General features: G+C 35.2%; 24 protein-coding genes. 7 read left to right on the top strand and 17 right to left on the bottom strand.

What is annotated here, in order from left to right:
* Positions 1 to 38 precede the first annotated feature (38 nt).
* The 5 genes from ACQKNX_RS18595 to ACQKNX_RS18575 form a co-directional block, all read right to left on the bottom strand.
* Positions 39 to 1,769, bottom strand: a complete 1,731-nt coding sequence (locus tag ACQKNX_RS18595; protein WP_427430130.1) for a cache domain-containing sensor histidine kinase — start codon at positions 1,767 to 1,769, stop codon at positions 39 to 41.
* A gap of 2 nt (positions 1,770 to 1,771) precedes the next feature.
* Positions 1,772 to 2,539, bottom strand: a complete 768-nt coding sequence (locus tag ACQKNX_RS18590) for a response regulator transcription factor (RefSeq protein WP_427430129.1) — start codon at positions 2,537 to 2,539, stop codon at positions 1,772 to 1,774.
* Positions 2,540 to 2,788: 249 nt separating this feature from the next.
* Complete coding sequence (gene msrB, locus ACQKNX_RS18585) at positions 2,789 to 3,901, bottom strand: peptide-methionine (R)-S-oxide reductase MsrB (protein ID WP_427430128.1); 1,113 nt, start codon at positions 3,899 to 3,901, stop codon at positions 2,789 to 2,791.
* A gap of 18 nt (positions 3,902 to 3,919) precedes the next feature.
* Positions 3,920 to 4,447 carry a redoxin family protein gene (locus ACQKNX_RS18580; protein WP_427430127.1) on the bottom strand — a complete coding sequence of 176 codons (528 nt, stop codon included), beginning with the start codon at positions 4,445 to 4,447 and terminating at the stop codon, positions 3,920 to 3,922.
* A gap of 15 nt (positions 4,448 to 4,462) precedes the next feature.
* Complete coding sequence (locus ACQKNX_RS18575) at positions 4,463 to 5,179, bottom strand: cytochrome c biogenesis CcdA family protein (protein ID WP_427430126.1); 717 nt, start codon at positions 5,177 to 5,179, stop codon at positions 4,463 to 4,465.
* 210 nt (positions 5,180 to 5,389) lie between these two features.
* Between ACQKNX_RS18575 and ACQKNX_RS18570 the strand changes: the two genes are divergently transcribed.
* Entirely contained in the window at positions 5,390 to 6,601 is a 1,212-nt protein-coding gene (locus tag ACQKNX_RS18570; RefSeq protein WP_427430125.1) for an MFS transporter, read from the top strand.
* Between the two features lie 80 nt (positions 6,602 to 6,681).
* On the opposite strand, the gene ACQKNX_RS18565 is transcribed toward ACQKNX_RS18570, so the two are convergent.
* The 7 genes from ACQKNX_RS18565 to ACQKNX_RS18535 all read right to left on the bottom strand — a co-directional run bounded on the left by ACQKNX_RS18565 (position 6,682) and on the right by ACQKNX_RS18535 (position 12,584).
* Positions 6,682 to 6,954 (bottom strand): hypothetical protein, encoded by a 273-nt coding sequence (locus tag ACQKNX_RS18565; protein ID WP_427430124.1) that lies wholly within the window; start codon positions 6,952 to 6,954, stop codon positions 6,682 to 6,684.
* Positions 6,951 to 7,619, bottom strand: a complete 669-nt coding sequence (locus tag ACQKNX_RS18560) for a hypothetical protein (protein WP_427430123.1) — start codon at positions 7,617 to 7,619, stop codon at positions 6,951 to 6,953. Before ACQKNX_RS18560 ends, ACQKNX_RS18565 begins: the two co-directional genes overlap by 4 nt.
* 157 nt (positions 7,620 to 7,776) lie before the next feature.
* Complete coding sequence (locus ACQKNX_RS18555; protein ID WP_427430122.1) at positions 7,777 to 8,190, bottom strand: MarR family winged helix-turn-helix transcriptional regulator; 414 nt, start codon at positions 8,188 to 8,190, stop codon at positions 7,777 to 7,779.
* Positions 8,191 to 8,271: 81 nt separating this feature from the next.
* A complete protein-coding gene (locus ACQKNX_RS18550; protein WP_427430121.1) occupies positions 8,272 to 9,756 on the bottom strand; it encodes a serine hydrolase domain-containing protein in 1,485 nt (494 codons plus the stop codon).
* A gap of 723 nt (positions 9,757 to 10,479) precedes the next feature.
* Positions 10,480 to 10,890: a permease prefix domain 1-containing protein gene (locus tag ACQKNX_RS18545; RefSeq protein WP_427430120.1), complete on the bottom strand. Its 411-nt coding sequence runs from the start codon at positions 10,888 to 10,890 to the stop codon at positions 10,480 to 10,482.
* Positions 10,887 to 11,216, bottom strand: a complete 330-nt coding sequence (locus ACQKNX_RS18540; RefSeq protein ID WP_427430119.1) for a PadR family transcriptional regulator — start codon at positions 11,214 to 11,216, stop codon at positions 10,887 to 10,889. The genes ACQKNX_RS18545 and ACQKNX_RS18540 overlap by 4 nt, the downstream gene beginning before the upstream one ends.
* Before the next feature lie 177 nt (positions 11,217 to 11,393).
* Positions 11,394 to 12,584, bottom strand: coding sequence for a M14 family metallopeptidase (locus ACQKNX_RS18535; protein ID WP_427430118.1), 1,191 nt, complete (start codon positions 12,582 to 12,584; stop codon positions 11,394 to 11,396).
* Between the two features lie 274 nt (positions 12,585 to 12,858).
* On the opposite strand from ACQKNX_RS18535, the gene ACQKNX_RS18530 reads away from it, so the two are divergent.
* Positions 12,859 to 15,609: an ATP-binding protein gene (locus ACQKNX_RS18530; RefSeq protein WP_427430117.1), complete on the top strand. Its 2,751-nt coding sequence runs from the start codon at positions 12,859 to 12,861 to the stop codon at positions 15,607 to 15,609.
* A gap of 7 nt (positions 15,610 to 15,616) precedes the next feature.
* Positions 15,617 to 16,474 carry a CheR family methyltransferase gene (locus tag ACQKNX_RS18525; protein ID WP_427430116.1) on the top strand — a complete coding sequence of 286 codons (858 nt, stop codon included), beginning with the start codon at positions 15,617 to 15,619 and terminating at the stop codon, positions 16,472 to 16,474.
* A 108-nt stretch (positions 16,475 to 16,582) separates the two neighbouring features.
* Here the strand turns inward: ACQKNX_RS18525 and ACQKNX_RS18520 are convergent, their stop codons facing one another.
* Complete coding sequence (locus ACQKNX_RS18520; RefSeq protein ID WP_427430115.1) at positions 16,583 to 17,725, bottom strand: SpoIIE family protein phosphatase; 1,143 nt, start codon at positions 17,723 to 17,725, stop codon at positions 16,583 to 16,585.
* Between the two features lie 255 nt (positions 17,726 to 17,980).
* Positions 17,981 to 19,015: an HAAS signaling domain-containing protein gene (locus ACQKNX_RS18515; protein WP_427430114.1), complete on the bottom strand. Its 1,035-nt coding sequence runs from the start codon at positions 19,013 to 19,015 to the stop codon at positions 17,981 to 17,983.
* 322 nt (positions 19,016 to 19,337) lie between these two features.
* On the opposite strand from ACQKNX_RS18515, the gene ACQKNX_RS18510 reads away from it, so the two are divergent.
* Positions 19,338 to 20,594: a GNAT family N-acetyltransferase gene (locus ACQKNX_RS18510; protein ID WP_427430113.1), complete on the top strand. Its 1,257-nt coding sequence runs from the start codon at positions 19,338 to 19,340 to the stop codon at positions 20,592 to 20,594.
* A gap of 31 nt (positions 20,595 to 20,625) precedes the next feature.
* Here ACQKNX_RS18510 and psiE read toward each other — a convergent pair whose 3' ends face one another.
* On the bottom strand, positions 20,626 to 21,075 hold the full coding sequence (gene psiE, locus ACQKNX_RS18505) for a phosphate-starvation-inducible protein PsiE (RefSeq protein WP_403057298.1): 450 nt from the start codon (positions 21,073 to 21,075) through the stop codon (positions 20,626 to 20,628).
* 264 nt (positions 21,076 to 21,339) lie between these two features.
* Here psiE and ACQKNX_RS18500 point away from each other — a divergent pair, with 264 nt between their 5' ends.
* Positions 21,340 to 21,564 carry a phosphate-starvation-inducible protein PsiE gene (locus ACQKNX_RS18500; protein ID WP_340821658.1) on the top strand — a complete coding sequence of 75 codons (225 nt, stop codon included), beginning with the start codon at positions 21,340 to 21,342 and terminating at the stop codon, positions 21,562 to 21,564.
* Between the two features lie 178 nt (positions 21,565 to 21,742).
* Here the strand turns inward: ACQKNX_RS18500 and guaC are convergent, their stop codons facing one another.
* On the bottom strand, positions 21,743 to 22,726 hold the full coding sequence (gene guaC, locus ACQKNX_RS18495) for a GMP reductase (protein ID WP_427430112.1): 984 nt from the start codon (positions 22,724 to 22,726) through the stop codon (positions 21,743 to 21,745).
* 291 nt (positions 22,727 to 23,017) lie between these two features.
* Here guaC and ACQKNX_RS18490 point away from each other — a divergent pair, with 291 nt between their 5' ends.
* Complete coding sequence (locus ACQKNX_RS18490; protein WP_427430111.1) at positions 23,018 to 23,440, top strand: VOC family protein; 423 nt, start codon at positions 23,018 to 23,020, stop codon at positions 23,438 to 23,440.
* Between the two features lie 53 nt (positions 23,441 to 23,493).
* Here the strand turns inward: ACQKNX_RS18490 and ACQKNX_RS18485 are convergent, their stop codons facing one another.
* Positions 23,494 to 25,443 (bottom strand): methyl-accepting chemotaxis protein, encoded by a 1,950-nt coding sequence (locus tag ACQKNX_RS18485; protein WP_427430110.1) that lies wholly within the window; start codon positions 25,441 to 25,443, stop codon positions 23,494 to 23,496.
* A gap of 228 nt (positions 25,444 to 25,671) precedes the next feature.
* Here ACQKNX_RS18485 and ACQKNX_RS18480 point away from each other — a divergent pair, with 228 nt between their 5' ends.
* Positions 25,672 to 26,046: a VOC family protein gene (locus ACQKNX_RS18480; protein WP_340821664.1), complete on the top strand. Its 375-nt coding sequence runs from the start codon at positions 25,672 to 25,674 to the stop codon at positions 26,044 to 26,046.
* The last annotated feature ends 114 nt before the right edge of the window (positions 26,047 to 26,160 follow it).

Raw genomic sequence — 26,160 nt, 5'->3', positions numbered from 1 at the left:
TGTTGTAGAATTACACGATTCATTTATAATGTTTTTCTTTAATTCATTTCTTGTGGAATTTTAATTGTGACAGTCGTCCCAATTGATAAGCTTGAATTGATTGTAATTCCATAGTTAGGGCCGTAGTATAATTTAATGCGTTGATCTACATTTTTAATGCCAACGCCACCAAGCTTCGTTCGCTTCTCTGTAGATTCTCTATTTAGTTGTTTGACGTCAAAGCCCTGTCCGTTGTCTCGAACAATAAGCTCCACATCATCTCCACTAGGTATTGCACTAATATGAATATGACCATTGCGGGGGACACTTCGAATACCGTGATATAGAGCATTTTCAACAATTGGTTGTAGAAGGATTTTTGGCATTCGTACATTTCGTATCGATTGATTGCAGACAATCTTGTAATTTAATTTATCACCGTAACGTTCTTTTTGAATAAACAAATATTGACGAACATGATCCAATTCATTTTCTACGGTTGTCATTTCATTCCCACCACTAAGCGATAAGCGGAAAAATTGAGCAAGTGCTTTTGTTATTTCAATTACTTTCTCACTGTCATTAAACTCCGCCATCCACACAATTGTATCTAATGTATTGTATAAGAAATGAGGATTAATTTGACTGTGGAGCGCACTAATTTCGGTTGCTCGTAAGTGTTTTTCCTTTTCAGTAATTTCCTGCATTAGTTTTTTAATTTGCACAATCATACGATTGAAATATTTTGCTAAACTTTGTGCCTCAAAGCATCCTTTTTCATCAATAGGTATTTCTTTTAAGCCATGTTCGATATTTTGCATCGCTTTTTCTAAACGTTGGAATGGTATCGTGATTCGTCCAGCAAATAAAGCAACACTAACCGCAGCTATAATAAAAAGAATCATGCCTACTAATAAGAAGATTTCGAGCAGTTGCCTTTTAATCATTAAAAGTCCGTCTTGTGAGGAGACTCCAACAAATGTCCAATCGGCATTATTTAGCTTATAGGTATGCGTTAGCGTATTTTTTTCTTTATCATAGCCCGCTTGATTGGCGATAATTTGCTGTAATTGTTGTTGTTTTAGGTAATTTTCGAAATACGCGGTATCCTTATGATAAACGACTTCTCCGTTGTCATTTATAATGAAAGAAAAGCCATCCTTTCCTAAATCCAAGTTAGCCAAAAAGTCTTCGATAACTTTATATTGGATATCGATAAGCAATACACCGATATTTTGACCTTCGGCATTTTTTATTTCGCGGCTAATTGAGATTACCCAGTTATCTTTATCCATTGAAAAGTGCTGCATGCGAGCAGATGTCAGTACAGGCTTGCTACCATTATTAACAGCTGCCACATACCATTGTTCCTTCATCATATTGCTCGACATACTCATAACTAGTCCCTTTTCATTGGACAGTACTTGTCCGTCTTTACTAACAATTACAACCGATTGAATAAATCGATCCGTTGCCATCGTTGTTTCAATCATAGACAGTAAACTATGCTTTATAGTAGGGTCTCGCTCTGGACTCGAAAAATAGGTTACGAGCTGGGAGTTTTCAGCGAGTAAACCTGATACTGCTTTGAGACGATCGATATAGAGATCAATATACATACCGCTTTTTTCAACTGCCGTTTTCGTGCTAGATGTTGCTTCACTTAACACCACAGAAGCAATACTGTAATACAAAATAACGCACATTAATAATAAAATAAGACCACTCGCTTTTAAATAATGAAGGGCAATTTGCATGCGTAAAGTTTTCAATATAGTTGATTTTTTCATTGCTATTCTCTCATTTTTTCTCTAAATTGATTTGGAGAAATATCAAATTTTCGTTTGAATGTAGCGCTGAAATAATTGGGATCATCAAAGCCTACAGCAGCTGCAATTTCGTACACTTTCATATCTGTGCTGAGCAAAAAAATTTTCGCTCTATCTAAGCGGATTGATAGCATATAATCTTGAAAGTTTTTACCATATAGGCTCTTAAACAAGCTACTTAAATAGGAATTACTGAGTGCCATTTGTTTTGCTAAATAGCTTAAAGAAAAATCGACATTTGCAATGTTACGGTCTATTTCTTTTTGTATTCTCGCTTTATAGCCTGTGTCATTATTTATCTTTGTTTCACTCAAAATGCCTTCCACAAGCCGAGATATCTCATGTTGACTTTGTGTTGCTTGAATTTTTGCTATCAGACTTTTTAACGTCTCTTGAATATCATTTTTAGAAACGGGTTTTAAGACGTAATCATCAATGCCTGCCTTTAATGCAGTTACGGCATAATCAAAATAGTCATAGCCTGTAATAATAGCGATTTTTACATTAGGTTTAATTGTTTTTGCTGTAATGGCAAAATCGAGGCCGTTCATTTTCGGCATATTGATGTCAGCTAAAACGAGGTCAGGACTATTGTTTTTAAAGATTTCAAGTGCGGTCTCTCCATTTGATGCTTCAAATACTTCAGAAATGGAAAGTTCCTCAAAGTTAACAAATGAGCGAATTCCTTTTATGATGATTGCTTCGTCATCGACCACTAATAATTTGTACATCACATCACCTCTTTGAGAACAAATATATAAAGGGGTTATCCTATCACGTAAAAATCCACTGCGCTTTCCGGCGGGCACAAGGTAAGCCGCAACCGTCGCTGTCGCGCCGCCTGTTGCGGCTTACTTTTTGTGCGTTCCCGCAGGAGTCTACATGGATTTTTACTCAGCTAGTAATAAATATGACTACTTGCAGTGCTAGGAGGATTCCAAATTGTTTTGGTGACTGGCACTGAATTCAGGGTCGTACTATTATTTAGTTAGCGGTACTAAGTAACCATAACCAGCTGATTCCATTTCAGCTTGTGGAATAAAATTAATCGCAGCACTATTTATACAGTAACGCAAACCGCCACGATCGATAGGTCCATCGTTAAACACATGTCCTAAGTGACTATCACCAGTACGGCTTCTCACTTCGATTCTGATCATATTAAAGCTAGTATCTACGAACTCACGCACTACGGCTGGATCAATTGGTTTAGTAAAGCTTGGCCAACCACATCTAGAATCATATTTGTCGGCTGATGAAAATAGTGGCTCACCTGTTACAATATCAACGTAAATACCAGGATCATAGTTGTCCCAGTATTCATTTGAATAAGCCATTTCTGTGCCATTCCCTTGTGTTACTCGATATTGCTCTTTTGTTAGCATTTTTTTAATTTCCTCATCACTTGGCTTTGGATATAGCGCTGGGTCAATAAGGGATGGCATTTCTTGATTTTTCAATGAATCAAACTCTACATGACAATAGCCATTTGGATTTTTTTCAAGATAATCTTGGTGGTATTCTTCTGCAAGTGTAAAGTTTTTAAGTGGTTCCACTTCAGTAACAATTGGGTCATCATAGCGTTCTTGTTCTTTCGCCACTACCTGATCAATGATTCGTTTATCTGCTTCATCTGTATAGTAAATACCCGTACGATATTGTGTGCCACGGTCATTACCTTGCTGATTTAATAAGGTAGGATCAATAATTTGGAAGAAATGTGTTAATAGCTTTTCTAAATTAACTCGTTCGGGATCATAGCGAACATGAACAGTTTCCGCATGCCCTGTATTTCTCCAAATAACATCTTCATAAGTTGGATTTTCTGTATTGCCATTGGCGTAACCTGACTCTGCATCATAAACACCATAAACACGTGCCATATATGCTTCTACACCCCAGAAACAACCACCTGCAAGCCAAATATCTTTTAAATTATTTGTATCAAAATTTAAGTTGACGTTTGGGTTGGGTGGATATTTAGATTCTGCTTGGGCTGTACTTGCACTACTAGTTAACAAAGAAGTATCGACTGAGCATGCTGATAAAAATAATAAAACACTAAATAATACACCAAATAGTTTTATATTCATTAGATATACCTCCCTTTATTATTGGATACTTTTAAATTTCTCAATAATTTGTGGATTACTTACATGGCCAGGTAGCGTTTGAATGAGTTGACCATCTGAGCCAATATAGGACGATGTTGGATAGGCTCGTATATTGTATTGTTTCGCAATTGCACCGTCTTCATCTAATAGCACTTTAATATTGGATGTACCTTCTACACCGTTAAACCATTTAATAAATGCATCACTCTTTTTTTCATTATTGAAATTGGGTGATACGATGCTTAAGACAACAAAATCCTGCTCTTCCCCAGCTAGTGTATTTAATTCTTCTAAGCCTGCTAAGCAAATTGAGCACCAAGAGGCCCAAAATTTCACATACACTTTTTTGCCTTTATAGTCAGCAAGGTTGTAGGTATCGCCCTTGGTATCAACTAATTCAAAGGTTGGAGCGATAGTCCCTTCATTTTTAGCTGCTGCTTTCGTTGAGGTTGTGGAATCCCCCGTGCATGCCCCTAAAAGAAACACTGCTGCTAATATGACAAGGAGCAGTTTAAAATTGTACATGTTAAGTCTCCTTTCTTATTGTGGAATGAACGTAAGTAACAGATTTAAATTATTTGTCATTAAGACAATTCCCATAAAAATAATGATAATCCCACCGGCAATTTTGATTTTCCCCATATGCTTATTCATTTTTTTAACATGTCGTAATAGTAAATCAGAGAAAATAGCAAGAAGTAAAAAGGGGATTAATAGCCCGAGCGCATAGAAAAACATCATAAGTGCCCCGTAAGTGGCCTGTCCCTCGCTAGCTGATATTCCTAATACCGCCCCTAAAATAGGTCCGATACAAGGCGTCCAGCCCATACTAAACGTAAGGCCCAATAAATAGGTACCAAGTAAATCCCGTTTATCGCTTCTTTTCAGTTGTACTTTTGTTTCTTTATGGAGCACTGCTAACTTCAAAATACCTATTTGATGTAGGCCGAGAAACACGACTACTACACCACATACGGCGATAAACCAGTCTTTATTAATAAACGCACCAAGAAAACCGGCGCCAAATCCTAAGATGACAAAGCTTGTAGAGAGACCAAAAACAAAAAGAAGGGTCTTGAAAATTAAATGTGGGTTGACTTGCCATTTACCTAAAGTCCAGCTGTGTTGTATAGCGACACCACTCTCATTGGTTGAAAGTACTGAAAAGTAAACAGGTAGTAAAGGAACTATACAGGGGGAAAGGAAGGATAGTATCCCTGCAATAAAAACCGTACTGAATAAAAGCTGTTCGCCCACGATTGAAGCACCACCTTTCTTGTATAGTTTTATAGTAAGAGAAGTGAATGAAAAGCAACATAGAATGATTTTATGAAACTCTTAGATATGATCTTGTAATGAATTTCACGTGCGTAAGAGAGCAATTTTGCAAAGATAAAAAAATGCAATTTAATCTACTTCATACTAAGCTAGTATTAAATGGTAAAATGTTTAAAAGGAGGGATTGCTATGGCGATGATTCGAAAATATGGGGTGTTATTAGGGGGATTTGGCTTTTCATATCTTGGCAATTGGATTTATCTTGTCGCTTTAAATTTAATGGTTTGGCATTTAACTTATTCTGCGACAGCAGTTGCAGGTATCTTTATCGTTGGTCCGATTGCACGTATACTAACCAATTTTGTGGCAGGCTCAATTATTGATCGGTCGAACAAAAGAAAGATAATGATCGCAATGGATGTTATACGTGGCATCATTGTTTTCCTTATGCCATTTATAACGTCTATCTGGCTCATCTATAGCTTGTTATTTTTAGCGAATATAGCGAGTAGTTTTTTCGGTCCAAGTAGTACATATTATATTGCGAAATACGTACGCGATGAAGATAAGCAACGTTTTAACGCATTATTAGGCACATTAAATTCAGGTTCTTTTATGTTAGGTCCTGCCATCGCAGGTGTCCTTATTGCTGTTTTTAATATAAGTATCGCCATATGGATTAATAGCGTGACATTTTTTGTTTGTGCGTGGGTCATTTCGCGTTTACCGAATATAGAAGAGAAAGTAGAAGAGAAGCGTGTAGTACTTACAATGAGCGTAATAATAAGTGATTTTAAAGTGGTTTGGACTTTTATACAGCAGCAACGGAATTTCTTGAAATTTTTTATGTCCTATCAAATTGCGCTAATGGTTGCTTTTGCATTAGATTCACAAGAAATGACTTTTATAAAGAAAGTTTTATCTGCTTCGGACAGTCTTTACGGTGTGCTAGTAAGTATTGCTGGCGTTGGGGCTATTGTTGGTGGTTTGTTGGCAATGATTTTAGTACATAAATTTTCAATTGCTACCTATGTAGGGGTAGGACTTACGTGTACGATGGTTTCCTATACCGCCTTCTATGCATCAAGCAATATTTGGTTTGCTACGTGTTGTTTTATCACGTTAGGAATTTTTATGGCATTCAGCAATACTGGATACGATACTATCTATCAAAAAAATATCCCGCCAAATTTAATGGGACGATTCGGTAGTTCTGTTAGCCTTGTTCAAAGTGTTATACAAATTATACTTACGTTTAGTTTAGGTATATTGGCAGACTGGTTTTCACTACAGTTCGTAGCAGTCATTTTTGGTGCAGTCGGCCTTATATTTGCACTCTTTATGTCTATCTATATAGCAACAAATAAACAAGCACTGCAAATTAAAGAAAATAATAATTAGTATTTAAAAGTGTGAGTATAGCGGAAGAAGAGGTTCGAGCAAAAGTATGGAAGATTTGAACCTCTTTAACATGCATTGCTCTAGATTTTTAGCTTCGAAAAACAAAATGTAATGGAACGTTTTACATAAAGTGAACAATAGAACAATATGCCAGAAACAACAAGTGCTAAAGGTATACTGAAAACGACCGGGAGATCTACGCCTTGCCAAATACTCATTTTTATTTGGTCAATGCCTACAGTTCGTAAAATACCAGCAAGTATTGCTATTAAGGCACTTACAACAAGCCCCACATATAGGACAGTTAGGACAACTAGTGCTAACGAGCAAAAAAATCCACGTATCATTTTCATAGTTGCTCCCTCCGTATAATTTGTTGCACTTTCGCATTGGGAGAAATAGTATAGCTTTTTGTGTAATAAAGCGTTTGTATTGTACAATGACTGCCCACTACAACAACATCTCCTTCAACGACCTCCGCATTTGTATTGGAGAGATGCAAATGTTTTCCTGTTATCGACTTACAATGAAGTTTTTTTCTAACAATTGAAATTGATAATTTATCTTTCTCTATTGTTATATCTTCGGCAATTAGCCGGTCAATCTCACTTGCTCCTGATAATTTTAAGTGAAAATGTGCTGCATGTATTTGTTGTGCCTTAACAAAGCCAATCGCATGAAACTGTTGTGCTTGTAAATTTTGCTCAATTGTTAATTTCCCTGAGCTATTAACAGTGCCTATTTGTCCATTGCGTATCTTTAAATTACCCGCATTCGTCACTTCCGTAATTTCACAATAATCCTTTATAACACAAGACCCTGTATTTTTTAAAACATGCGCCATTACACATGAATGGAACGAGCTATGACCATGGGTGGAGATTGTTTTTAAGCGAACGTCTTGATGAAAAGCAACAGCACCGCGAATCTTTAATTGTTCACAGTCAGGTGCTAAATCATTAATAGTGCCACTCGTAAGCGTAATACTACGTTGCCTCCTTATCCCTTCATTTGACATAGTAATCACCTCTTTTATTTAATTAATATATATTTTAATTATTAAAACATATATCAATTAAAGTATATTTTACTTTACTTTGTCAAGAATAAAAATTGCCTATTGTGCATGTAAATAACGAGGGCAATAAAAAAAGGATTTCAAATTTATTGAAATCCTAAAAAATCTTTTGCATTAATTTATTCACTTCAATTAACACTTTTGCCATATCGGCTAGTTTTTCTTGTGGAAACTTCAAAAATATTTCATGTACTTTTGTCTCTCCATCATTTGTTAATATCATGTTTACGACGCGTCGATCCCCATTTTCTCTTACTCGTTGTAATAAATTTAATTTTTCTAGTTTATCGCACATGGACGTAACAGCACCAGGGGTTACGCTAAAGAAATCGGCAATCTCAGTTGCTTTCATACCGCCATTAATTTTTAGCTGAAGAAGTAGAATTAGCTGGTTTTGTGATAATGATTCACCTTCTGATAGCAGGTTAACAAACATCATCGATTTTTGTTGTATTTCAAGCATTTCTCGCATTATTACTTCTACGTTTTGCATTGGGTTATTATTTAACATTGGATCACAGCCTATTAAAATATTTACTAATTAAATTATATAGCAAGTATAGGATTTATGTTAAGTGAATAACTCTCAATTTCAAAGTGATGTTTTTGCACTTACATTAGGTTTCTTTAACAGTAGTTTTCCTAATATAAGGACACCTACCATTAAAAGCAGTATAGGTATTAGGAATAACAAATGTCCAATGCCTGGAGCAAATATTGTTACCGTAGAAAGTGGCCCGAATAATTTGGGGAATCCAATTAAAATAAATAAAGGGATTAGAATATTAAATATAATTAGAGAGAACCAATTAAGAACTGTACGGAAGGTTGATATTTTCTGTTTGTTACGTTTGAATTTTCTATAGACTGAGCGAGCAATTAGCATAATGATTATTACGAATATCAAATCGAATATTATATATTTCATAAAAGGGTTAGTATTAGATATAGTAGGTTGTTCGTGATGGACAAGTTTGTTAAGGCCACTAACTATGGCATCATATTCATTTAAATTAAAATAATCCATAGCATTGATTTGAAGACTAATACCGTAATTCCCATCTAACAACACTTTTGAATAAGTGTTTTCCGTCCATCCATTATGGGAGATGACGTCATTATTTACTTCCCAGCCCATGGCATAATAAGTATCATGCGAAATGAACGAGGATGGTTGGTGCAAAGTATTCATTGCATTTGCTGACAAGATGCTTTTTCCATTAAAGTGGCCTTCATTCAAATGTGCCATCATGTAATTAGCCATATCCTCTGCGCTAGAAATAATATAACCAGAAGGAACGGTGCCATCATGGATTAATTGCTCCGTTGGCACCTTCATGCCGAATACAGTTTGATAGCCGTGTGCGATAGTATTGTTGATATCATCTTTTGGATCAGCATAGCTATTGTTCATTTCAAGCGGTTTAAATATAAATTCATCTATATACTCTTTGTAGGGGGTATTTGTAACTTCCTCTATGACTGCACCTAAAATGCTATAATTTAAATTCGAATATTCGTAGTGTTTACCAACTGGTGATGACAAATTTATATTTGCTAAGCTTTGTACATGTTCTTTTAATGTTTTATCTCCTTGCGATATCGCTACTTGACCATCATATGTAGAAAGACCGCTCGTTTGGTTTAGTAAGTGTTGAATGGTTATTTTTTTAGATTGCTCTTTATCTGCAAGTTGGAATCCTGGTAGCACATTGTATACTAAATCATCTAAATGAATTTTCCCTTGTTCTACAAGCTGCATAATGGCAAGAGCTGTAAATGATTTACTAACTGATCCAATAACAATAGGTGTTTGTGGTGTCATTTTTGTGCCATCTGGGCTAGAGACACCATACCCTTGCAAATATTCAATATTATTTTCTTTAACGATAGCAAGTGAAGCACCTGGAATGTTCAGCCTATCGATTTCTTTTGCCATAAACGCATTAATAGCAGCAATATCTAGAGTTTTATCTGTAACACTACCGTTTGCAAAGACAACACCGTTAACAGTCGTGAATAGCATGAGCAAGGTCATGGCGGAAATTTTTAGAATGGCTAATTGTTTTTTATACATAACGTATATTCCCTTTAAACGTATTTTGCCTTCCTTGAATGGGGGCTGGCTTATGTGAGCACTTGCACGATGCCTTACATAGTAGAGCTTTTATACAGTCTTCTTTTATAAACATAAAAATACATACTTAGTGGCCACCAAAGAACTAAGAATATTGGATAGATAGCCCAAATTATGCTTGGTGAGGAAACGATGTTGACGATAATAAAAAAGATACTGATGTGTATGCTAGCATACACCGAGAAGGCAACAAATGATTTTTTCTGAGCATGATATAAAGATAAGGGCCACCATATAACTAAAAATGCAGGGTAGATTGCCCAAAGATATTGGGGTGACATAATGAAATTTGTTATTGAATAATAAATGATTGTACTTGCACAGCCAATAAGTGCTATGTTCATGGATTTAGCTTTTTCCTCTAAAAACATAAGAAAAGGCCACCAGATAATCGGATATATGGCGTATATGAACCATAAATGCTGCGGTGAATACAAGAGATTTTCAATGATAAGGAAAGCAATGACCATTGCACTGCAAATAACAGCGTACTGTTTATATAGTTTTTTTGACATGAAATATAAAGTGATAGGCCATAGCAACAACAATAAGCAAGGATAAATAAACCATATCGTGTTTGGCGTTGTTGAATAATTGACAATTCCTAAAAACAGCATAGTCATCAAACTGCCGACAACAGAAAAACTAATGTAATGCTTCATTTTACTCACTCCATTTCTTACGTGACCATACGAAATACATTGAAAGCGGCCACCATAGTATGGCGAAAATCGGATAGATAGCCCAAATTGTATTTGGTGTGTAGTATAGATTGATAAAAATAAAGAAGGCTGTTATTAAGCCACTTCCCCATAAGGAAAATTCTAAATTTAACTTCGCCATACTTTTCTTTTCTGGCGGCGCTTTTACGCCTAATTCTTTTTTTAGATCGTCAATATCTCCAAATTCAACGATTGCTTTATTGATTGCATCCTCTTCTTCTTTTCCTTGCCCCATCAAATAAAATACCTTTTCTTCAAGATTTTCGATGATTTCCTGTTTCACCATCTCTGTTTCATTATTGCGTGGCATGTCTTTAAATAGCTCATCAATATGCTGTTTGATTTTTTTCATTCTAAGCCCTCCATAAATAAGTCGATAATTTCCTTCACTTCGGCCCACTCTTTAACAAGCTCGCTTAAATAAGCTTTGCCTAATGGGGTAATGCGGTAATACTTCCTTTTGCCCCCATGTGATACATCACCATAATAGGCTTCAATTACTTCCTTTTTTTCTAAACGTTGAAATACTGCGTATAATGTTGCTTCTTTAATTTGAAAACGATTATTTGTACGGACGCTTATTTCTTGGGAAATTTCATACCCATAACGATCCTTCTCTAAAATTAGCCGTAAAATAATTGAATCCAAATGTCCGCGGATAATGTCACTTCGAACCATAAGTCACCTACTTAACCTTTATTGCTCTATCTGATGGAGTAATATTAACAAAGATTACTCTATCTGTCAAAGTAATATTTGGAACTTTATAGAAAAAATTATTTCGTAATTTAACTATAAAAACCGATAATGCAGGACGAGTTGCCTGCATTATCGGTTTTTTAGAAGTATGGATTGTTACAAATATAATCCTGCTAAGAAAATCCCTAAAGCTTCTTGGTAAATGTCATCAAACTGACTGATTGGGAGCGGGTTCGTACCGCTACCTAGCTCCACGGTGAACCCTGGTCTGCGCCAGTCTTGTATGAACCAATCTTTATAGCCAGCATAGCTATTTGCTGATTTAACAGGCTCATAACCACTTACACGGCTAAATTCCTCCACCATCGTTTGTGATTCAGGTGGCTCAAGATTTTCAAATCCCCAATAGATTACTTTGCCTTGTGTATGGAACGCTAGAACCCAAGCAAAATTGCTTCTCCTTGTTAAATCGGCCATGGCGATAGCTTCAGGTTGAGTCAACGGTGCTTCTCCTCCATAATCTCGCGGTCCTGGTGATTGAGGGTTGCGAGCACTTTCTAAGTCCCATTTTGCAGGGAATTGGTCGTTTAAATCGACACCGTTGATATTCGCCTTCCATCCAGAAAAATCGATACTATCATTGTTCCAAGTAATTAGCTTATTTTTTAATGCTTCATTATCTGGTGGACCATGGAGAACTAAATTAACACCATCAGGGTTAACCATCGGTACGATAGAAAGTGTTGTTTGCTCGTAAAGAGGCAATGTGGAGAGACCTCGAATAGTCGTTTGATTTGTTAGTGAGAGTAGGTAGTCGTTTAGAAATGTCATGATGATCGGCGTAGTAATCCATTCATTGGCATGAAATGAACCGTTATAATGAATGCGCTTTGAGCCTTTACCAATAAGAATCTCGGGTATTTGGCGCTGTAAAACGGAGTTGCCAATGGAGGTGTTTTGAAGAAATGGATAGGCAGCTTGTAGCTTTTTAATATCATTTATCATCATGTTGTAGTCGTAATTTTGTTTACCGTTTACGAGGCGCCAAGTGAGCCTTTGGGGGACTTGAATTGTTTGGCCAATGTACAGTCGATTTGGATGAACATCGGGATTGGCAAGCAAAATGGCATTGAGCTGCACATTTTGACTTTGAGCAATTTGCCACAAAGAGTCTCCTTGTTTGATTGAATAATTAGTTGTAACAAATCCAGGAATTTGAACGCGTTGTCCAACTTGAAGTCGTTGAGGGTTGATGTTTTGGTTGGAGTCTATAATTAGTTGAAGAGGTATCTTATATAACTCGCTGAAATACCACAGTGAATCACCGGGTCTTACAAATATGTCCACAGTTTTTCTCCCCTTATTTCAAAATCATTCGCTATAAGAAGTATATGAGATTATATAATATAAGTGCCAGGCACTGAAACAATTCTGAATTTGAACGCTGTAGAAAAATTTTAAATAAAGGAGATTTAATGAATTCCCTTCACTGTGGGGTTTTATCTATGGTTGAACTAGGGAAATTAACTAGAGTAGAACATAGTAAAGTTAACCTGTTAATATCAATTCAACTGGTATACTGTTAAAATAACTATAGGACAGTAAAAAGTAGGGGGATTAAATGTATAAAAAGATAAAAATGGGTATACGTACAAAGATTATCCTCGGCTATGTAGTTATAATTCTTTGTTTACTTGCATCAGTGATTATATTAAACAATCAAATTACTTCCCTACAACAGGAGAGAAATTACATTATTAAATATGATGCTCAAGTGCAAACACTTACCAATCGTATTGAAAAATATATATTAGATATGGAATCGAGCCAACGAGGCTATATAATTACCGGTGATTCGAGCTACTTAGAACCTTATAATAATGCCGAAGAAAATTGGAAGCTGGATTTTAATGAATTGTATCAGCTATTAGAAAATAGGGGGAACCAACAAGAGAAGTTAGATGCTATTAAAGTAACGATTGAGCATTGGATTGCAACTTCTGGTGAACCGACAATAAGATTTAAAAAAGAAAATAATACGGAAGCATTAAATGAATTTTTCAAAGTAGACATTGGCCGTAAAGATATGGAAACGATGCGAAATCAGTTTGATGCTTTCCGTTCAGATGAGAATGTGTTCACACAAAATAAGGCAAAGCAATTGGATAGAAAAAATAGTAATTTAACATCAGGCTTGTTCGGCATTCTAGTGCTCGTATCTCTCATCTCAATCGCCATTGCTAGTGGGATTTCGCGGTCAATTGTTAAAACAATGAAAGAAGTCACACAAACAATTAAAGAAATGGCGGCTTCAAAGGGTAACTATCGAACAAGAATTCATGTCAAAACAAACGACGAAATAAATGATCTTGCAGTTGCTACAAATGATTTGTTAGATGCATTTGAGCGAAGAGAATGGTTGCAAGCTAATATCGCTGAAATTGTCACTAAATATCAAGGGATTTCAGCTATTACGAAATTGGCTGAAACTTTCCTTTCAGAAATGTCGCATAAGACAGGGTCTTCATTCGGAGCTTTTTATGTTCGGGAAATGCATAATAGCGATGTCTATTTTGTAAAGAAAGCTGCATTTGCAGATGCTGGAGATAATGTTGGGATTGAAAAATTTAAAATTGGACAAGGTATAATTGGCCAATGTGCGCAGGAGAAACGAGTTTTCATTAACGATGATATTTCGCAAGATTATCGTTTAATAGGAACAGGCTTAGGTGGGGCGCCACCGAAAAGCATTTTCATCTTCCCAATCATATTCGAGGATGATGTGATAGCTGTCGTTGAATTAGCAACAATGACTAGCTACACTGCGCTACAGAAAGAATTAGTGAATCAAATAATTGAAACATTTGGGTTAACGGTTAATAGTATTTTAGGTCGAATGGAAATTGTACGTTTACTAAACGAATCTAGAGCTATGACAGAGGAATTACAAGTTCAATCTGAAGAGCTGCAAACGCAATCTGAAGAATTGCAAATGCAAACAGAAGAACTAACAATGATTAATGAACAGCTAGAGGAAAGAACAAAAGATGCTGAAATTAAAACACAAGAATTAGAAAAAGCTAAAAAAGAATTGGAAGACAGTGCTGAGCAACTCGTATTACATTCCAATTATAAATCTCAATTTTTAGCTAATATGTCTCATGAATTACGAACACCGTTAAATAGCATTTTAATTTTATCTGAAATGTTATCGGAGAATGGCAACAATAATTTAACTGAAGAAGAGATGGAATTTGCAAGAGTCATTCATTCATCTGGTGAAGACTTACTCGTATTAATTAATGATATTCTAGATATATCAAAGGTTGAGGCTGGGAAAATTGAAATAATTTTCGATGAAGTGAACATGAGTGAAATGCCGATACAAATAGAGCAAATCTTTGCTCCAGTAGCAAAGAAAAAAAATCTAGAATTGCAAATATCGAAGGCAGAAAATGTTGCTGATATTTTCTATACAGATGAGAAGAGATTCCAGCAAGTTTTAAAAAATTTATTATCAAATGCATTAAAATTTACGGAACAAGGCTATGTGCGTGTAGATATCAAACAGCTTGACCTTGAACAGTTAACAAACAATATGCACGATATAAGCTCAGAATGGCTTGAAATTACAGTGACTGACACAGGAATAGGTATTCCAAAGGACAAACACCAGCTAATCTTTGAATCATTCCAGCAAGCAGATGGTGCTACTGTAAGAAAATATGGTGGAACAGGGTTAGGTTTATCCATTTGTAGAGAATTTGCAAAATTACTTGGTGGCTGGGTTTCGTTACAAAGTGAAGAAGGAAAGGGCAGTAGCTTCGCTCTTACTATTCCAAGTTTACCTAATGGCTTAAATGAGGGGACGACCATCGATTCTGCTGTTGTTGAAGTAGTGGCTACTCTTAAAGCTCCTGAGATAATTGAAGAGGTGCAGGAGCAAGGTAATGAAAGCGACATTGTCTCTATACAGGAAGTAGAAGTGTTCCAAGGGAAAAACATATTAATCGTAGATGATGATTATCGAAATATTTATGCATTGAAAGCAGCCCTTGAAAATAGAGGCATGAATATTCTCGTTGCAAAAGATGGATTAGAATGTTTAAAGATTATGGAGACGAATAACAAAATAGATCTTATTCTTATGGATATCATGATGCCGAATATGGATGGATACGAGACGATGTCTATTATTCGATCAAAAATGAAGCTTACAGATTTGCCAATTATCGCCTTGACTGCTAAAGCGATGAAAACAGATCGTGATAAATCTTTAGAGGCTGGTGCTTCAGATTATATTAGTAAGCCATTAAATTTAGATCAATTAGTATCGGTGTTACGCGTATGGCTAGTTTCTAAAGGGAGTTAAAATAAGTATGGATAATCAATTCCAGAATTTTGAGCTAAAGCAACAATTGAATAAGCATTCGAATATGGAAATTGAGTTACTACTCGAAGCAGTCTATCGTTTATCAGGTTTTGATTTTCGACAATATAATCAATCTTCTATTTCTCGTAGAATATACAATCGAATGAGGGTTAATAATATTCCAACGATTTCTCGTGTATTGGAAAAAGTTATACATGAAGAAGATTTTTTAGAGCAGCTTTTAAATGATTTTTCAATTAATGTCACGGAAATGTTTCGAAACCCTAGCTTTTTTAAAGCTTTCCGTAAAGAAGTCATTCCTTATTTAAAACAGTACCCCGAGATTCGAATATGGCATGCAGGTTGTGCAACAGGTGAAGAAGTATATTCAATGGCGATTTTACTACAGGAAGAGGGACTAATAGATAGAGCGGTGATTTACGCAACGGATATGAATGAGCATGTGCTAGAGAAGGCAAAAAAGGGCGCTTTCTCAATCAAAAAAATGCAAGCATATACAACGAATTATATGCTTGCAGGCGGAAGCCATGCTTTTTCAGAATACTATAAAACTGACTATCAATATGCCTATTTCCATCCTGAACTATTGAAAAATATTATTTTTGCACAGCATAATTTAGTGACAGATCAATCGTTTAATGAATTCCATGTAATTATATGCCGAAATGTATTAATTTACTTTTCACCAGTATTACAAAGTCAAGTACATCATTTATTTTACGAAAGCCTAAGTCCAAATGGCTTTTTATGCTTAGGAGATAAGGAAACGCTTCGCTGTGAAGCAATTATTTCGAAATATAAAGAAACCGTGGGCGTTGAGAAAATTTATCAAAAATTAGATTAATAAGCGATAGCAATTATAAAAATCCGCTATACGTTCTGCTTAGACATTGCTTTCATGCATGCCATTAGCAGAAGTGTATGCGGATTTTTGTTTTTGTCGCTGTCTAATTTAATTTGCCTGTGCTTGAATCATCAATACACACATATCATCAGGTTGGTTTGTTTGCTTTTCTTTAGGAAGCAAGTTATCGATCAGACATTGAGTATAATTCCATTTACTAGATGTTAGCGTTTGCAAATGTTTTTCAGACTCTATTTCACATGGGCCCATCGCCTCTAACACACCATCTGTATATAAAACAATTTGGACATCTTTTTCATATTTGATAAGTTGTTTTTCTACCTTTATTTCTTCAAAGAAACCGACAGCACAACTTCCTTGATTTAAAGGAACTAATGTTTCTTCGTCAACAAGGGCGTATCCAGAAGGGTGACCGGCGTTTACGTATTCAATCGTTTTTTGTTCAGTATCAATCACTATGTAAATAGCTGTAAAGTAATGAATATTTTCTTCCTTAGCATTCTGTAAAAGCGTCATATAACGATTCAATTCCTTTATGACCAACTCGGGTTCCACGAGCTGTTTAACAGCTTCTCTTAGGACGGACGAGATAAACATACAAACAAGTGCAGCTGAAATACCGTGACCCATCATATCAAGCAAGATGACTGCGTAGCGATTATCGTTTATTTTATACCAATAATACATATCGCCTGCTAAATTAAAGGATGGGAGGTAGGAAACCTCGATTTGAATATTATCTTCATGTAAAGGTGCACTTAATAAACTGCGTTGTACATGTGTAGCCAAATCTAATTCATATTTGATTTTTGCTTCTTGTTTTGTATGCCAATCTAATTCCGCCTTTAATCGTAGGGCAACACGAATTCTTGCAAGAAGTTCCGTCTTATTAATGGGTTTTGTAATATAATCGGCCCCTCCAATATCGAGTGCTTCTGCGAGTTTGTTTTTATCTTCTAATGCTGTAACGAAAATAATTTGAATGTCGTTGAATTTTTCATTTTGTTTAATTCGTTTACAAGCTTCAATACCATCCACCTCAGGCATCATAATATCTAATAGTATTAACTCTACTGAACTACCCGCCGGATTTTTAGCATCTAACTGAAGATAGTCAAAAAGCTCATAAGCTGATGAAAGAGATACACAGTTATCATAACCTGCATTTTTTAAAATTTTTTCAATTACAAATAGATTGACTTGATTGTCATCTACAAGAAGAATTGTCATAGTTTATTTCCCCTTATTCTGCTTGAACGTTGATGAAGTGCAGATTATAAATTGTATTAAAAATACTCTTAATATCATTATTATACAAAACATTAGAGAATAACGGTATTTTAATGAAATTAAGGTATATATTACTAGGTATTAAGTTTGCGTTATTATATTATAGAGGGGACTATGTTTTTTACAGGTGAAAGTCGTCAATGAAAGAGAAATAATAACAACTAAATTAATACCCTATATAATCGATTCTCTAACCTATTTTTTAAAAGAAATTTCATCTTTATTTAATTTAGCCTTCTTAAAACCACTATAAATATCAAACGCACTTGCTAGAATGGTAATAACAATACAAACGAACAGTATACGGTCTAATGTTACCATAATCTTTGTAGATGTGGTTTCCATAATAGCTGCCATATATGGAATAGCAGCACTATGAATAAGATCAGGCTGTTTTGCCATGACTATAAAAACAATGGTGCCGAAGCATTGAAGGAGGGCACTTGTGATGGCAATTGGCATGGTCCATTGCCGAACCTTCCATCTATATAGAGTTAAGGCAAAACTTAATACAATCCAACATATAATAATGGGTTTAAAGGACAAAAGGGTATCTTGATTAAAAATGGGCATGACAAATTTTAAGCCGATTCTGTCATCAGATGAGTAAATTCCGATAAGACGAGAAGCGTTAAAATAAATGAAAGAAAAAAAGGCTATACCTAAAAAGCTAAATATAATATCACTTAGTGGTATGCTATTGCTTTTGGAGTTTACTATAATTTTGTTTAAATCTTCAGGTGTCCATTCATTGCTCCCCGTAATAAAAGGAATTTGAATATTAGTGGTACTATAGCGCTCTGCTATAATAAAGGCAATGGTAACCCAAAAAAGTACTTGTAAAACTACTCCAATAATATTGGCAATTGTTATAGAAAATGCGTGAATGATTGTAGTCAAAAATATTTCTTCCCCAGGAAATAACAAAATACTTTTTACAAGGTGGACAATAATTGTAATAAGAATTGCCCAAGGGATAATTAATTTAATCGTCTGGATGTAGGGACTGTACATTTCAGGGCCAATTAAATATTTTGGGCCATTTTGATAGTTCACAGCAAGTTTTGCAGGGTTTCCAAGCTTCATTAGCACTTCTTTAACTTCTAGTTCTGAATAATTATCAGGTAACATATCCTCAATTGTTGATTTTAGCTCAAGCTCAGTAGCATTTCGCTTGTTTTTAGCAATCCTTCTCGTCACTTCATAAATATAGGCATCAATCAGATCCAACTTTTTCATCCTCCTCAGGTAATGTATATAGCTCTTACACCGTCGTTAGAAGCTGAACAAGAGCTAACGTACTGATACATAATCTTTTGGGGCAATCTTCTATACTGTGTTTGCTTTTCACAGTAGGTTAATTTAAAGAGAGTGATCATTGTTGTTTATGGATGCTCTCGGTTTGAGACGCAAGCGCATCATTTCATGGTGCTATATTGTTATCATACAGCATTAAAATCCTTGTGGTAATATATGTTATTAATAGATGCTTAAAATAATGTAAAAGCAAATGGGCTAAACCAAAATTATTTTGGACAATAGGAGGGTGTAAATGCGAATTGTAAAGAAATTACTACAGGAAGATGAGATTTTAAAGTATGTAAATATTGTGACCGGCGCCTATCCAGGGGTAGTGGAAGCGTCTCAACAAACAACAGAACGATTAATATCAGTTTTTAAGCATAACCTCAGCAATGAACCTTCTATAAATTATTATGGGCTATGGGAGGATAATGACTTACTGGGTTGTATGCGTATCCATGACTTTGAGATGAACCTATTTTCGAAAATAATTCCAATTGGTGGTGTAGGTCAAGTTGCTGTCGACCTATTACATAAAAAAGAGCGAGTTGCTAAAGAACTCATCGAACATTTTTACAATATTTTTTTAGAGAAAGATGTCAACATCGTTGCTTTATATCCATTTAGACCTGATTTTTATAAAAAAATGGGCTTTGGCTATGGACCTAAAATGTACCAACACTTAGTGGAACCTTCTAGTTTTCCTAAAGGACCAACAAAACAGCATATCAAATATGTAAGCGAACAAGATCAGCAGTCGGTAGCAGACTGTTATAACAGAATAGCGCTTAAAAAGCATGGCATGTTTTTCAAAACCCAATATGAGCTAGCAACCATTTTTAAAAACAAGCAAAACTATATTGTTGCCGTTGAAAAAGATGATGATATTGAAGGGTATGTGGTGTTTTCGTTTAAAAAGCAAAGTGAGACGAATTTTATGTTAAATAATATAGTCATAAAAGAATTTATATATGAAACTCCAGAGGCTTTACTAGAACTCAGTACGTTTTTAAATAGCCAAGCAGATCAAATAAACCGAATTGAATGGAATACACAGGATGATAATATTCATTTCTTTTTAGGGGATGTACGAAATGGCTCTAATCATTTAATTCCAAGTGTATATCATGCAAATGCTGTTGTAGGTATTGGGTTAATGTATCGAATAATAAATGTTAGAGGTTTCTTTCAGGATCTAAAAACACATCATTTTAATAATAGTAATCTGACAGTTAAGCTTACTGTTTTTGATTCACTATTAGAAGCAAACAACCAGACCATTATATTACAGGCAGTAGATGGCTATATAGAAATGATAGAACATGAAAGCTATGATGTAGAAATGATTATTGAAATTGCAGAGCTTTCTTCATTAATGATGGGCATTGTCACGGTTCAAGAACTATTTATGCTTGGCAAGGTAAAGATTAGTGATAGCCAGCATTTACAGGCATTGCACAAACTTTTCTTTGTTTTTGAAAAACCAATGTGTTTGACAGCCTTTTAAGCGTAAAGAGAAGTACACTGCAAATGGCGGATTACTCCTTTTTAAAAAGGATCGATGAACGAATAGGTCTTTCTAATGGGGTAATATTAATAATAAAATAGCTAATAATTAAAATTAAAATAATAAGGGAATAGATCAAAGTGTTAATAGGATGATCGTGCTCAACGATAATTAATCGAATCATGGCAGTTATTCCAATATAAATAAAGTATCTTAGAGGGAAATGATAATCCTCCTTAAAGTACTTAATAATCATCGTAATAAATTCAAAATACAAAAAGAAAATTAGAATATTTGCGAGGAAAAGTTTATAATCACCAGTACCATCTGCTAATAATATGTGTAGAAATTCAATTAGTTCTTTCATAAGCAGGAAGGCTAATATAAGAGCTAACAATACAAGGCATACGTTAAGAAACAGTTGTAAAGTTTTTGGCACAGCTTTCACGAGTTGCATATACGTATAATGCTTTTGGTTCATGCTATTCCTCCATTTTCCTATTTAAAAATAATATTTATTTTATAGAATATGAAAAAAACATTATAAAGAGAATGGTGACTGACAGAATAATTGTTACTATTTCGTGTATTTTATTAATACTATAGAATATAACATGACAACGTAAACATGGAATGCGTAATACTGTAAATTACTGTATAGTATTGTAAAAGAAAGTTTTTAAAAAAATTAGGCGGTATGCTAAAATAGATGTGCATGAATATAAAATAAAAGGGGTTTTTTTAAATGGCAAATGCAGCAAAAAATGATGCAAAAATTACACCAGAGCGTTTGGAAGAAGCGTTAGATGTTCGTGACCGTCTTATTATTGAATTATTAGTAAAAGTACTTGACGAGAAATTAGTCATCGAACGTCCTGTATTACGTGAGCGCTTAGGTAACCTTGTTGAGCTTGCAAATCATGATGCAGAATTAAAAGAAACTTTACATGCAGTAATCAACAAGCTGTAAATATTATTTCTGACTATAGACAAATTCAAAGCAATTTGAGTTTGCCTATAGTCTTTTTTCTTATTAGCATAATTGAAAAATATTCGCGTTCGCTACTAATAAAAAAACAAAATACCTCGAAAGCTCACGAGATATTTTGTCTATTTGAGCGACTTTGAAAACAGCCGTTTTTAAAATGTTAATATACTTTATCGCCGTTGAAAATTGAATTCTTTACGATTACATAATCTACATTTCGAATAGCTTCTAGCTTAGTGCCACCTGCATACGAAATCGATGATTGAAGGTCTTGTTGCATTTCAATTAAAGTATCTTTTAGGCTACCTTTATGTTCTACAAACATTTTTTTACCTTCAACATTTTTCTTCTCACCTTTTTGGAATTCAGAAGCCGAGCCAAAGTATTCTTTTACTAATTTACCTTCGATTTCAATTGTTTCACCTGGTGATTCCTCATGACCAGCAAATAAAGATCCGATCATAACCATTGAAGCACCGAAACGAACAGATTTCGCAATATCCCCATTTGTGCGAATACCACCATCAGCAATAATTGGTTTAGTCGCAGCCTTTGCGCACCAGCGTAATGCAGCTAGCTGCCAGCCACCTGTGCCGAAGCCTGTTTTGATTTTTGTAATACAAACTTTCCCTGGTCCAATACCAACTTTAGTAGCATCTGCGCCAGCGTTTTCAAGTTCACGCACAGCCTCAGGCGTACCAACATTACCAGCAATAACAAAGCTATTTGGTAAATGTTTTTTAATATGCTGAATCATACGAATGACAGCGTTTGAATGACCATGCGCAATATCAATTGTGATAAATTCAGGAACTAATCCAGCAGTTGCTAACTCTTCTACAAATGTATATTCCTCTTCTTTTACCCCAACACTAATCGAAGCGATTAAACCGCGACCTTGCATATCTTTAATGAAATTAATGCGTGTTTCAGGATTGAAGCGGTGCATAATATAAAAGTAACCGTTTTCAGCAAGCTTTGCTGCGATATTTTCATCAATAATAGTCTGCATGTTTGCAGGTACTACAGGTAATTTAAATTTGTGTCCACCTAAAGTTACAGATGTATCACATTCTGATCGACTTTCTACGATACATTTTGCGGGAATTAGTTGAATATCCTCATAGTCAAATACGTTATCCATTATATACACTCCTAAAATACGAATATTTTTAAATGTTTGTTTTAAATTGTTCGCCATTTGGTAATTTACATGATTTTTAAGTAAATGTCAAAGATTTTAACAAAATAAATAAAAAATATGAAGGAGGACACAAGAAAGTGCTTAAAATATAGAAAATCGCAAACTTTTTTGTAAGTATAATATGTAATGGAAAAAGTAAAACTATACAGGATTTCACATGGTAAGACTAGCTTATCGTTCGTAATCTAAGTACAATATAGTTGTTTCAGAAAATTCAGAGGAGTGGTGGAAATGGCGGTAGAGGTGTATTTAATTTTTAATGGTAATTGTCGAGAGGCTGTATCATTTTATGAGCAAGTTTTTAATACGGACAAGGCAGAAATTATGACATTTGGCGAGTCACCAAGTGATCCAAGCTATCCATTACCAGAAGAAGCAAAAAATCTCGTTATGCATACACGTTTATCGATTATGGGAAGCACGGTCATGTTTTCAGATACCTTCCCTGGTTCACCATTTACAATTGGCAACAACGTAACATTGGCTGTTGTGTCCGACAATGAAGCCCAATTGCGAGAAGCATTTGAGGGACTTAAAGAAGGGGGCAAAGTAACGATGGAGCTACAAGAAACTTTTTGGAGTAAATGTTACGGGTCTCTTACTGATAAATTTGGAATTGAATGGCAGATTAGCCATGAAGAAAAAGCTAAATAATTATATAAAGAAGCACGATGAGCAGAGGGAAACCTTTACTCATCGTGCATTTTTTAATATTTAAAACGGTTCACATAGCCTTGTAATTCATCAGCCATATCGAGTAAAGCTTTGGCAGATGCAGTCATTTCCTGCATGGAGGATAGTGTTTGTTCAGTTGAAGCCGCAACTTCCTCTGAAGCCGCTGCATTTAGCTTAGCATGGTCGGTTAATTCAATAGCAGTTGCTGAAACTTCCTCCACTACCGCTGAAATTTCTTGCGCGGAAGCTGAGATACCCTCCATTTTTGGTGCAATATTACGTAAGCTTTCAGTAATACTAGCAAATTTTTTGCTTGTGTCTTCTGATAACAGAATACCTTCTTGTACATCTGCAGATGCTTTAACCATTGTTTCAACAGATTTAGCAGTATCTTGCTGAATACCTGTAATCAGCGAGGAAATTTGCTCTGCAGATTGATGTGATTGCTCGGCTAGTTTTCTTACTTCATCGGCCACTACAGCAAAACCTTTACCATGTTCACCTGCTCTAGCAGCCTCAATTGCAGCGTTTAATGCTAGTAAATTCGTTTGGTCTGAAATAGCACTTATAATTTCTAAAATGGAACCAATCTCTTTTGAACGATCGTAAAGCGACTTAATCATTTTGTCTGATTGTGCAACCGACTCATTAATGGAATTCATTTGGTTGACAGTCCGCTCAACAGATTGACCACCCTCTTCAGCTTGCACAATAGCGTTGCTAGAAAGATCTGTAACTTGCATGGCGCTATCAGCCACTTCAACGATGCCTTGTGCAATTTCCTCAATAGAGATAGCATTTTGGTCACTACCCGTTGTCTGACTCTCTGCACTAATTGCTACCTGTTGCATCGCCTGTGCAACTTGCTCTGAAGATGCAATATTTTGTTCTGCATGTGCAGATAATCCGTGTGCGGATGCTTGTACATGTTGGACGCTTCGATCAACATTGCGAATAAGCTTTTTTAAATTAACTTTCATTGAAACGAAAGCCTCTCCAAGCTGTCCAATTTCATCCTTAGAATGTATTTCGATAAATTCTGTTAAATCGCCTTCGCTAATTTTAATAGCGCTATGCTTTAGTCGATTAATTGGATTCACAATGGATTTAATCATCAGAAGCATAAACACAACACCGACAATAATTGAAATAACAATAATGATTAAGTTGATATTAAAGGTTGAAGCTGCAGCTTTTGTTGCTTCAGCTGAAAACATTGTACCAACAAGCTTCCAACCTGTTAGTTCATTGGTGATAAATTGTAGCTGTCGATCCTTTTCAACAATTGTGCCATTGTCTTGCTCATAAATTTTTGAAATGTAGCTTTCAGTAGCTTCTGACCCACTTTCTTTATCGTGTTGGGAAATATATGTTTTGTTGTTATCTAAAAGTGAGGCAAAGCCCGTTTTTCCGATGTGAATATCGTTGGTAATGTCACTTAGTGTAGATATATTGAGATCTAATCCAATGACACCGGAACCATCTGGTAAAGCTTGTGTAATTGTAATAACCATGGCATTTGAAGCTTGCGAAATATAAGGTGCTGTAATGGCTATTTGCCCTTTATTACTTAATGCTTGCGTATACCAAGGTCTTGTACGTGGATCAAAGTCACTTTGGTATTGTTGTGCAGGCTCATCTATAATCTTACCTTCACTAGTGCCGAGATAGACGAGCTCAACTTCTGGGTGCATATTCACATATTCTTGTAATAGCGATCGAAGCTCTGGAACTTTACTTTCTTGTAAATAAGATTGATTAATTTTCTTTGTAAAATATTGAATGTCTTCAACCTTTGGTTTAATAGTACCTGTAATATTCGTATCAAGCATTCGAATACTTTCGGTAGCACTTGCTTGCTGTTCCTTAGAAATTTGCTTCTCCGCACTTTGGTATGAAATGATACCAATGATAAATGTTGGGATGAGAAGTATTGCTAAGAATGAAAAAATGAGCTTTTTTCGTAAACTTAGTTTTGTCACTTGTGTTATCCTCACTATAATATTATTGTTCTATACATTTCCCGAGAAGGTAAATAATAGATGACTAGCTCATTTTAACAAAAAAAAAATAAAAGTTAAGTCTTTATCAGTTTTTCTTTTATTAAGATAATTAAGAAAATCTCGAAATTCCACTAAAAATATTGACTGCTAAAGACATATAAAATTATGTTTTGATGTATACTATTGTTCAAAAGGGAGGGCTTTGTCATGATTCAACAAATTGGACAAGTAATGTTGTATGTAAATGACCAAGATGCAGCTGTAGCGTTTTGGACAGAAAAAATTGGATTTGTAGTAGTAGCGGATAATACTGAGGCGGAAATGCGTTGGATTGAAATTGCCCCTACAAAAGACGCACAAACGTCATTTGTACTACACAACAAAGAAATGATTGCTAAAATGCAGCCCGAATTAAATTTAGAAACACCTTCTATTATGTTTTATGCTGATAATATAACAGAAATGTACCAAGATTTCCAAACGAAGGGGATTAAAGTGGGCGACTTAGTAATGATGCCAATGGGTAGAGTTTTTAACTTCGCGGACCACGAAAATAATTACTTCGCTTTAGTTGAAAAATAACATGTAGGGTCGTTTTTTACGTCCTACAAAATTAAAAATCCGCTTGTTTTCCGTTGAACATAGCGTAGGACAGCCTTCTTTTCTCACAGGGCTTATGTTTTATGCTGTGTTCGC

The sequence above is a fragment of the Lysinibacillus sp. NPDC093712 genome (assembly GCF_050280025.1).
Taxonomy (GTDB): Bacteria; Bacillota; Bacilli; order Bacillales_A; family Planococcaceae; genus Lysinibacillus.
This window is presented reverse-complemented; position numbering and strand designations above follow the sequence as displayed.

Coding starts and splice junctions, on each gene's coding strand:
- ACQKNX_RS18595 (WP_427430130.1), bottom strand. CDS start 1,769: ATGAAAAAATCAACTATATTGAAAACTTTACGCATGCAAATTGCCCTT.
- ACQKNX_RS18590 (WP_427430129.1), bottom strand. CDS start 2,539: ATGTACAAATTATTAGTGGTCGATGACGAAGCAATCATCATAAAAGGA.
- msrB (WP_427430128.1), bottom strand. CDS start 3,901: ATGAATATAAAACTATTTGGTGTATTATTTAGTGTTTTATTATTTTTA.
- ACQKNX_RS18580 (WP_427430127.1), bottom strand. CDS start 4,447: ATGTACAATTTTAAACTGCTCCTTGTCATATTAGCAGCAGTGTTTCTT.
- ACQKNX_RS18570 (WP_427430125.1), top strand. CDS start 5,390: ATGGCGATGATTCGAAAATATGGGGTGTTATTAGGGGGATTTGGCTTT.
- ACQKNX_RS18565 (WP_427430124.1), bottom strand. CDS start 6,954: ATGAAAATGATACGTGGATTTTTTTGCTCGTTAGCACTAGTTGTCCTA.
- ACQKNX_RS18560 (WP_427430123.1), bottom strand. CDS start 7,619: ATGTCAAATGAAGGGATAAGGAGGCAACGTAGTATTACGCTTACGAGT.
- ACQKNX_RS18555 (WP_427430122.1), bottom strand. CDS start 8,190: ATGTTAAATAATAACCCAATGCAAAACGTAGAAGTAATAATGCGAGAA.
- ACQKNX_RS18550 (WP_427430121.1), bottom strand. CDS start 9,756: ATGTATAAAAAACAATTAGCCATTCTAAAAATTTCCGCCATGACCTTG.
- ACQKNX_RS18545 (WP_427430120.1), bottom strand. CDS start 10,890: ATGAAAAAAATCAAACAGCATATTGATGAGCTATTTAAAGACATGCCA.
- ACQKNX_RS18540 (WP_427430119.1), bottom strand. CDS start 11,216: ATGGTTCGAAGTGACATTATCCGCGGACATTTGGATTCAATTATTTTA.
- ACQKNX_RS18530 (WP_427430117.1), top strand. CDS start 12,859: ATGTATAAAAAGATAAAAATGGGTATACGTACAAAGATTATCCTCGGC.
- ACQKNX_RS18525 (WP_427430116.1), top strand. CDS start 15,617: ATGGATAATCAATTCCAGAATTTTGAGCTAAAGCAACAATTGAATAAG.
- ACQKNX_RS18520 (WP_427430115.1), bottom strand. CDS start 17,725: ATGACAATTCTTCTTGTAGATGACAATCAAGTCAATCTATTTGTAATT.
- ACQKNX_RS18510 (WP_427430113.1), top strand. CDS start 19,338: ATGCGAATTGTAAAGAAATTACTACAGGAAGATGAGATTTTAAAGTAT.
- psiE (WP_403057298.1), bottom strand. CDS start 21,075: ATGAACCAAAAGCATTATACGTATATGCAACTCGTGAAAGCTGTGCCA.
- ACQKNX_RS18500 (WP_340821658.1), top strand. CDS start 21,340: ATGGCAAATGCAGCAAAAAATGATGCAAAAATTACACCAGAGCGTTTG.
- guaC (WP_427430112.1), bottom strand. CDS start 22,726: ATGGATAACGTATTTGACTATGAGGATATTCAACTAATTCCCGCAAAA.
- ACQKNX_RS18490 (WP_427430111.1), top strand. CDS start 23,018: ATGGCGGTAGAGGTGTATTTAATTTTTAATGGTAATTGTCGAGAGGCT.
- ACQKNX_RS18480 (WP_340821664.1), top strand. CDS start 25,672: ATGATTCAACAAATTGGACAAGTAATGTTGTATGTAAATGACCAAGAT.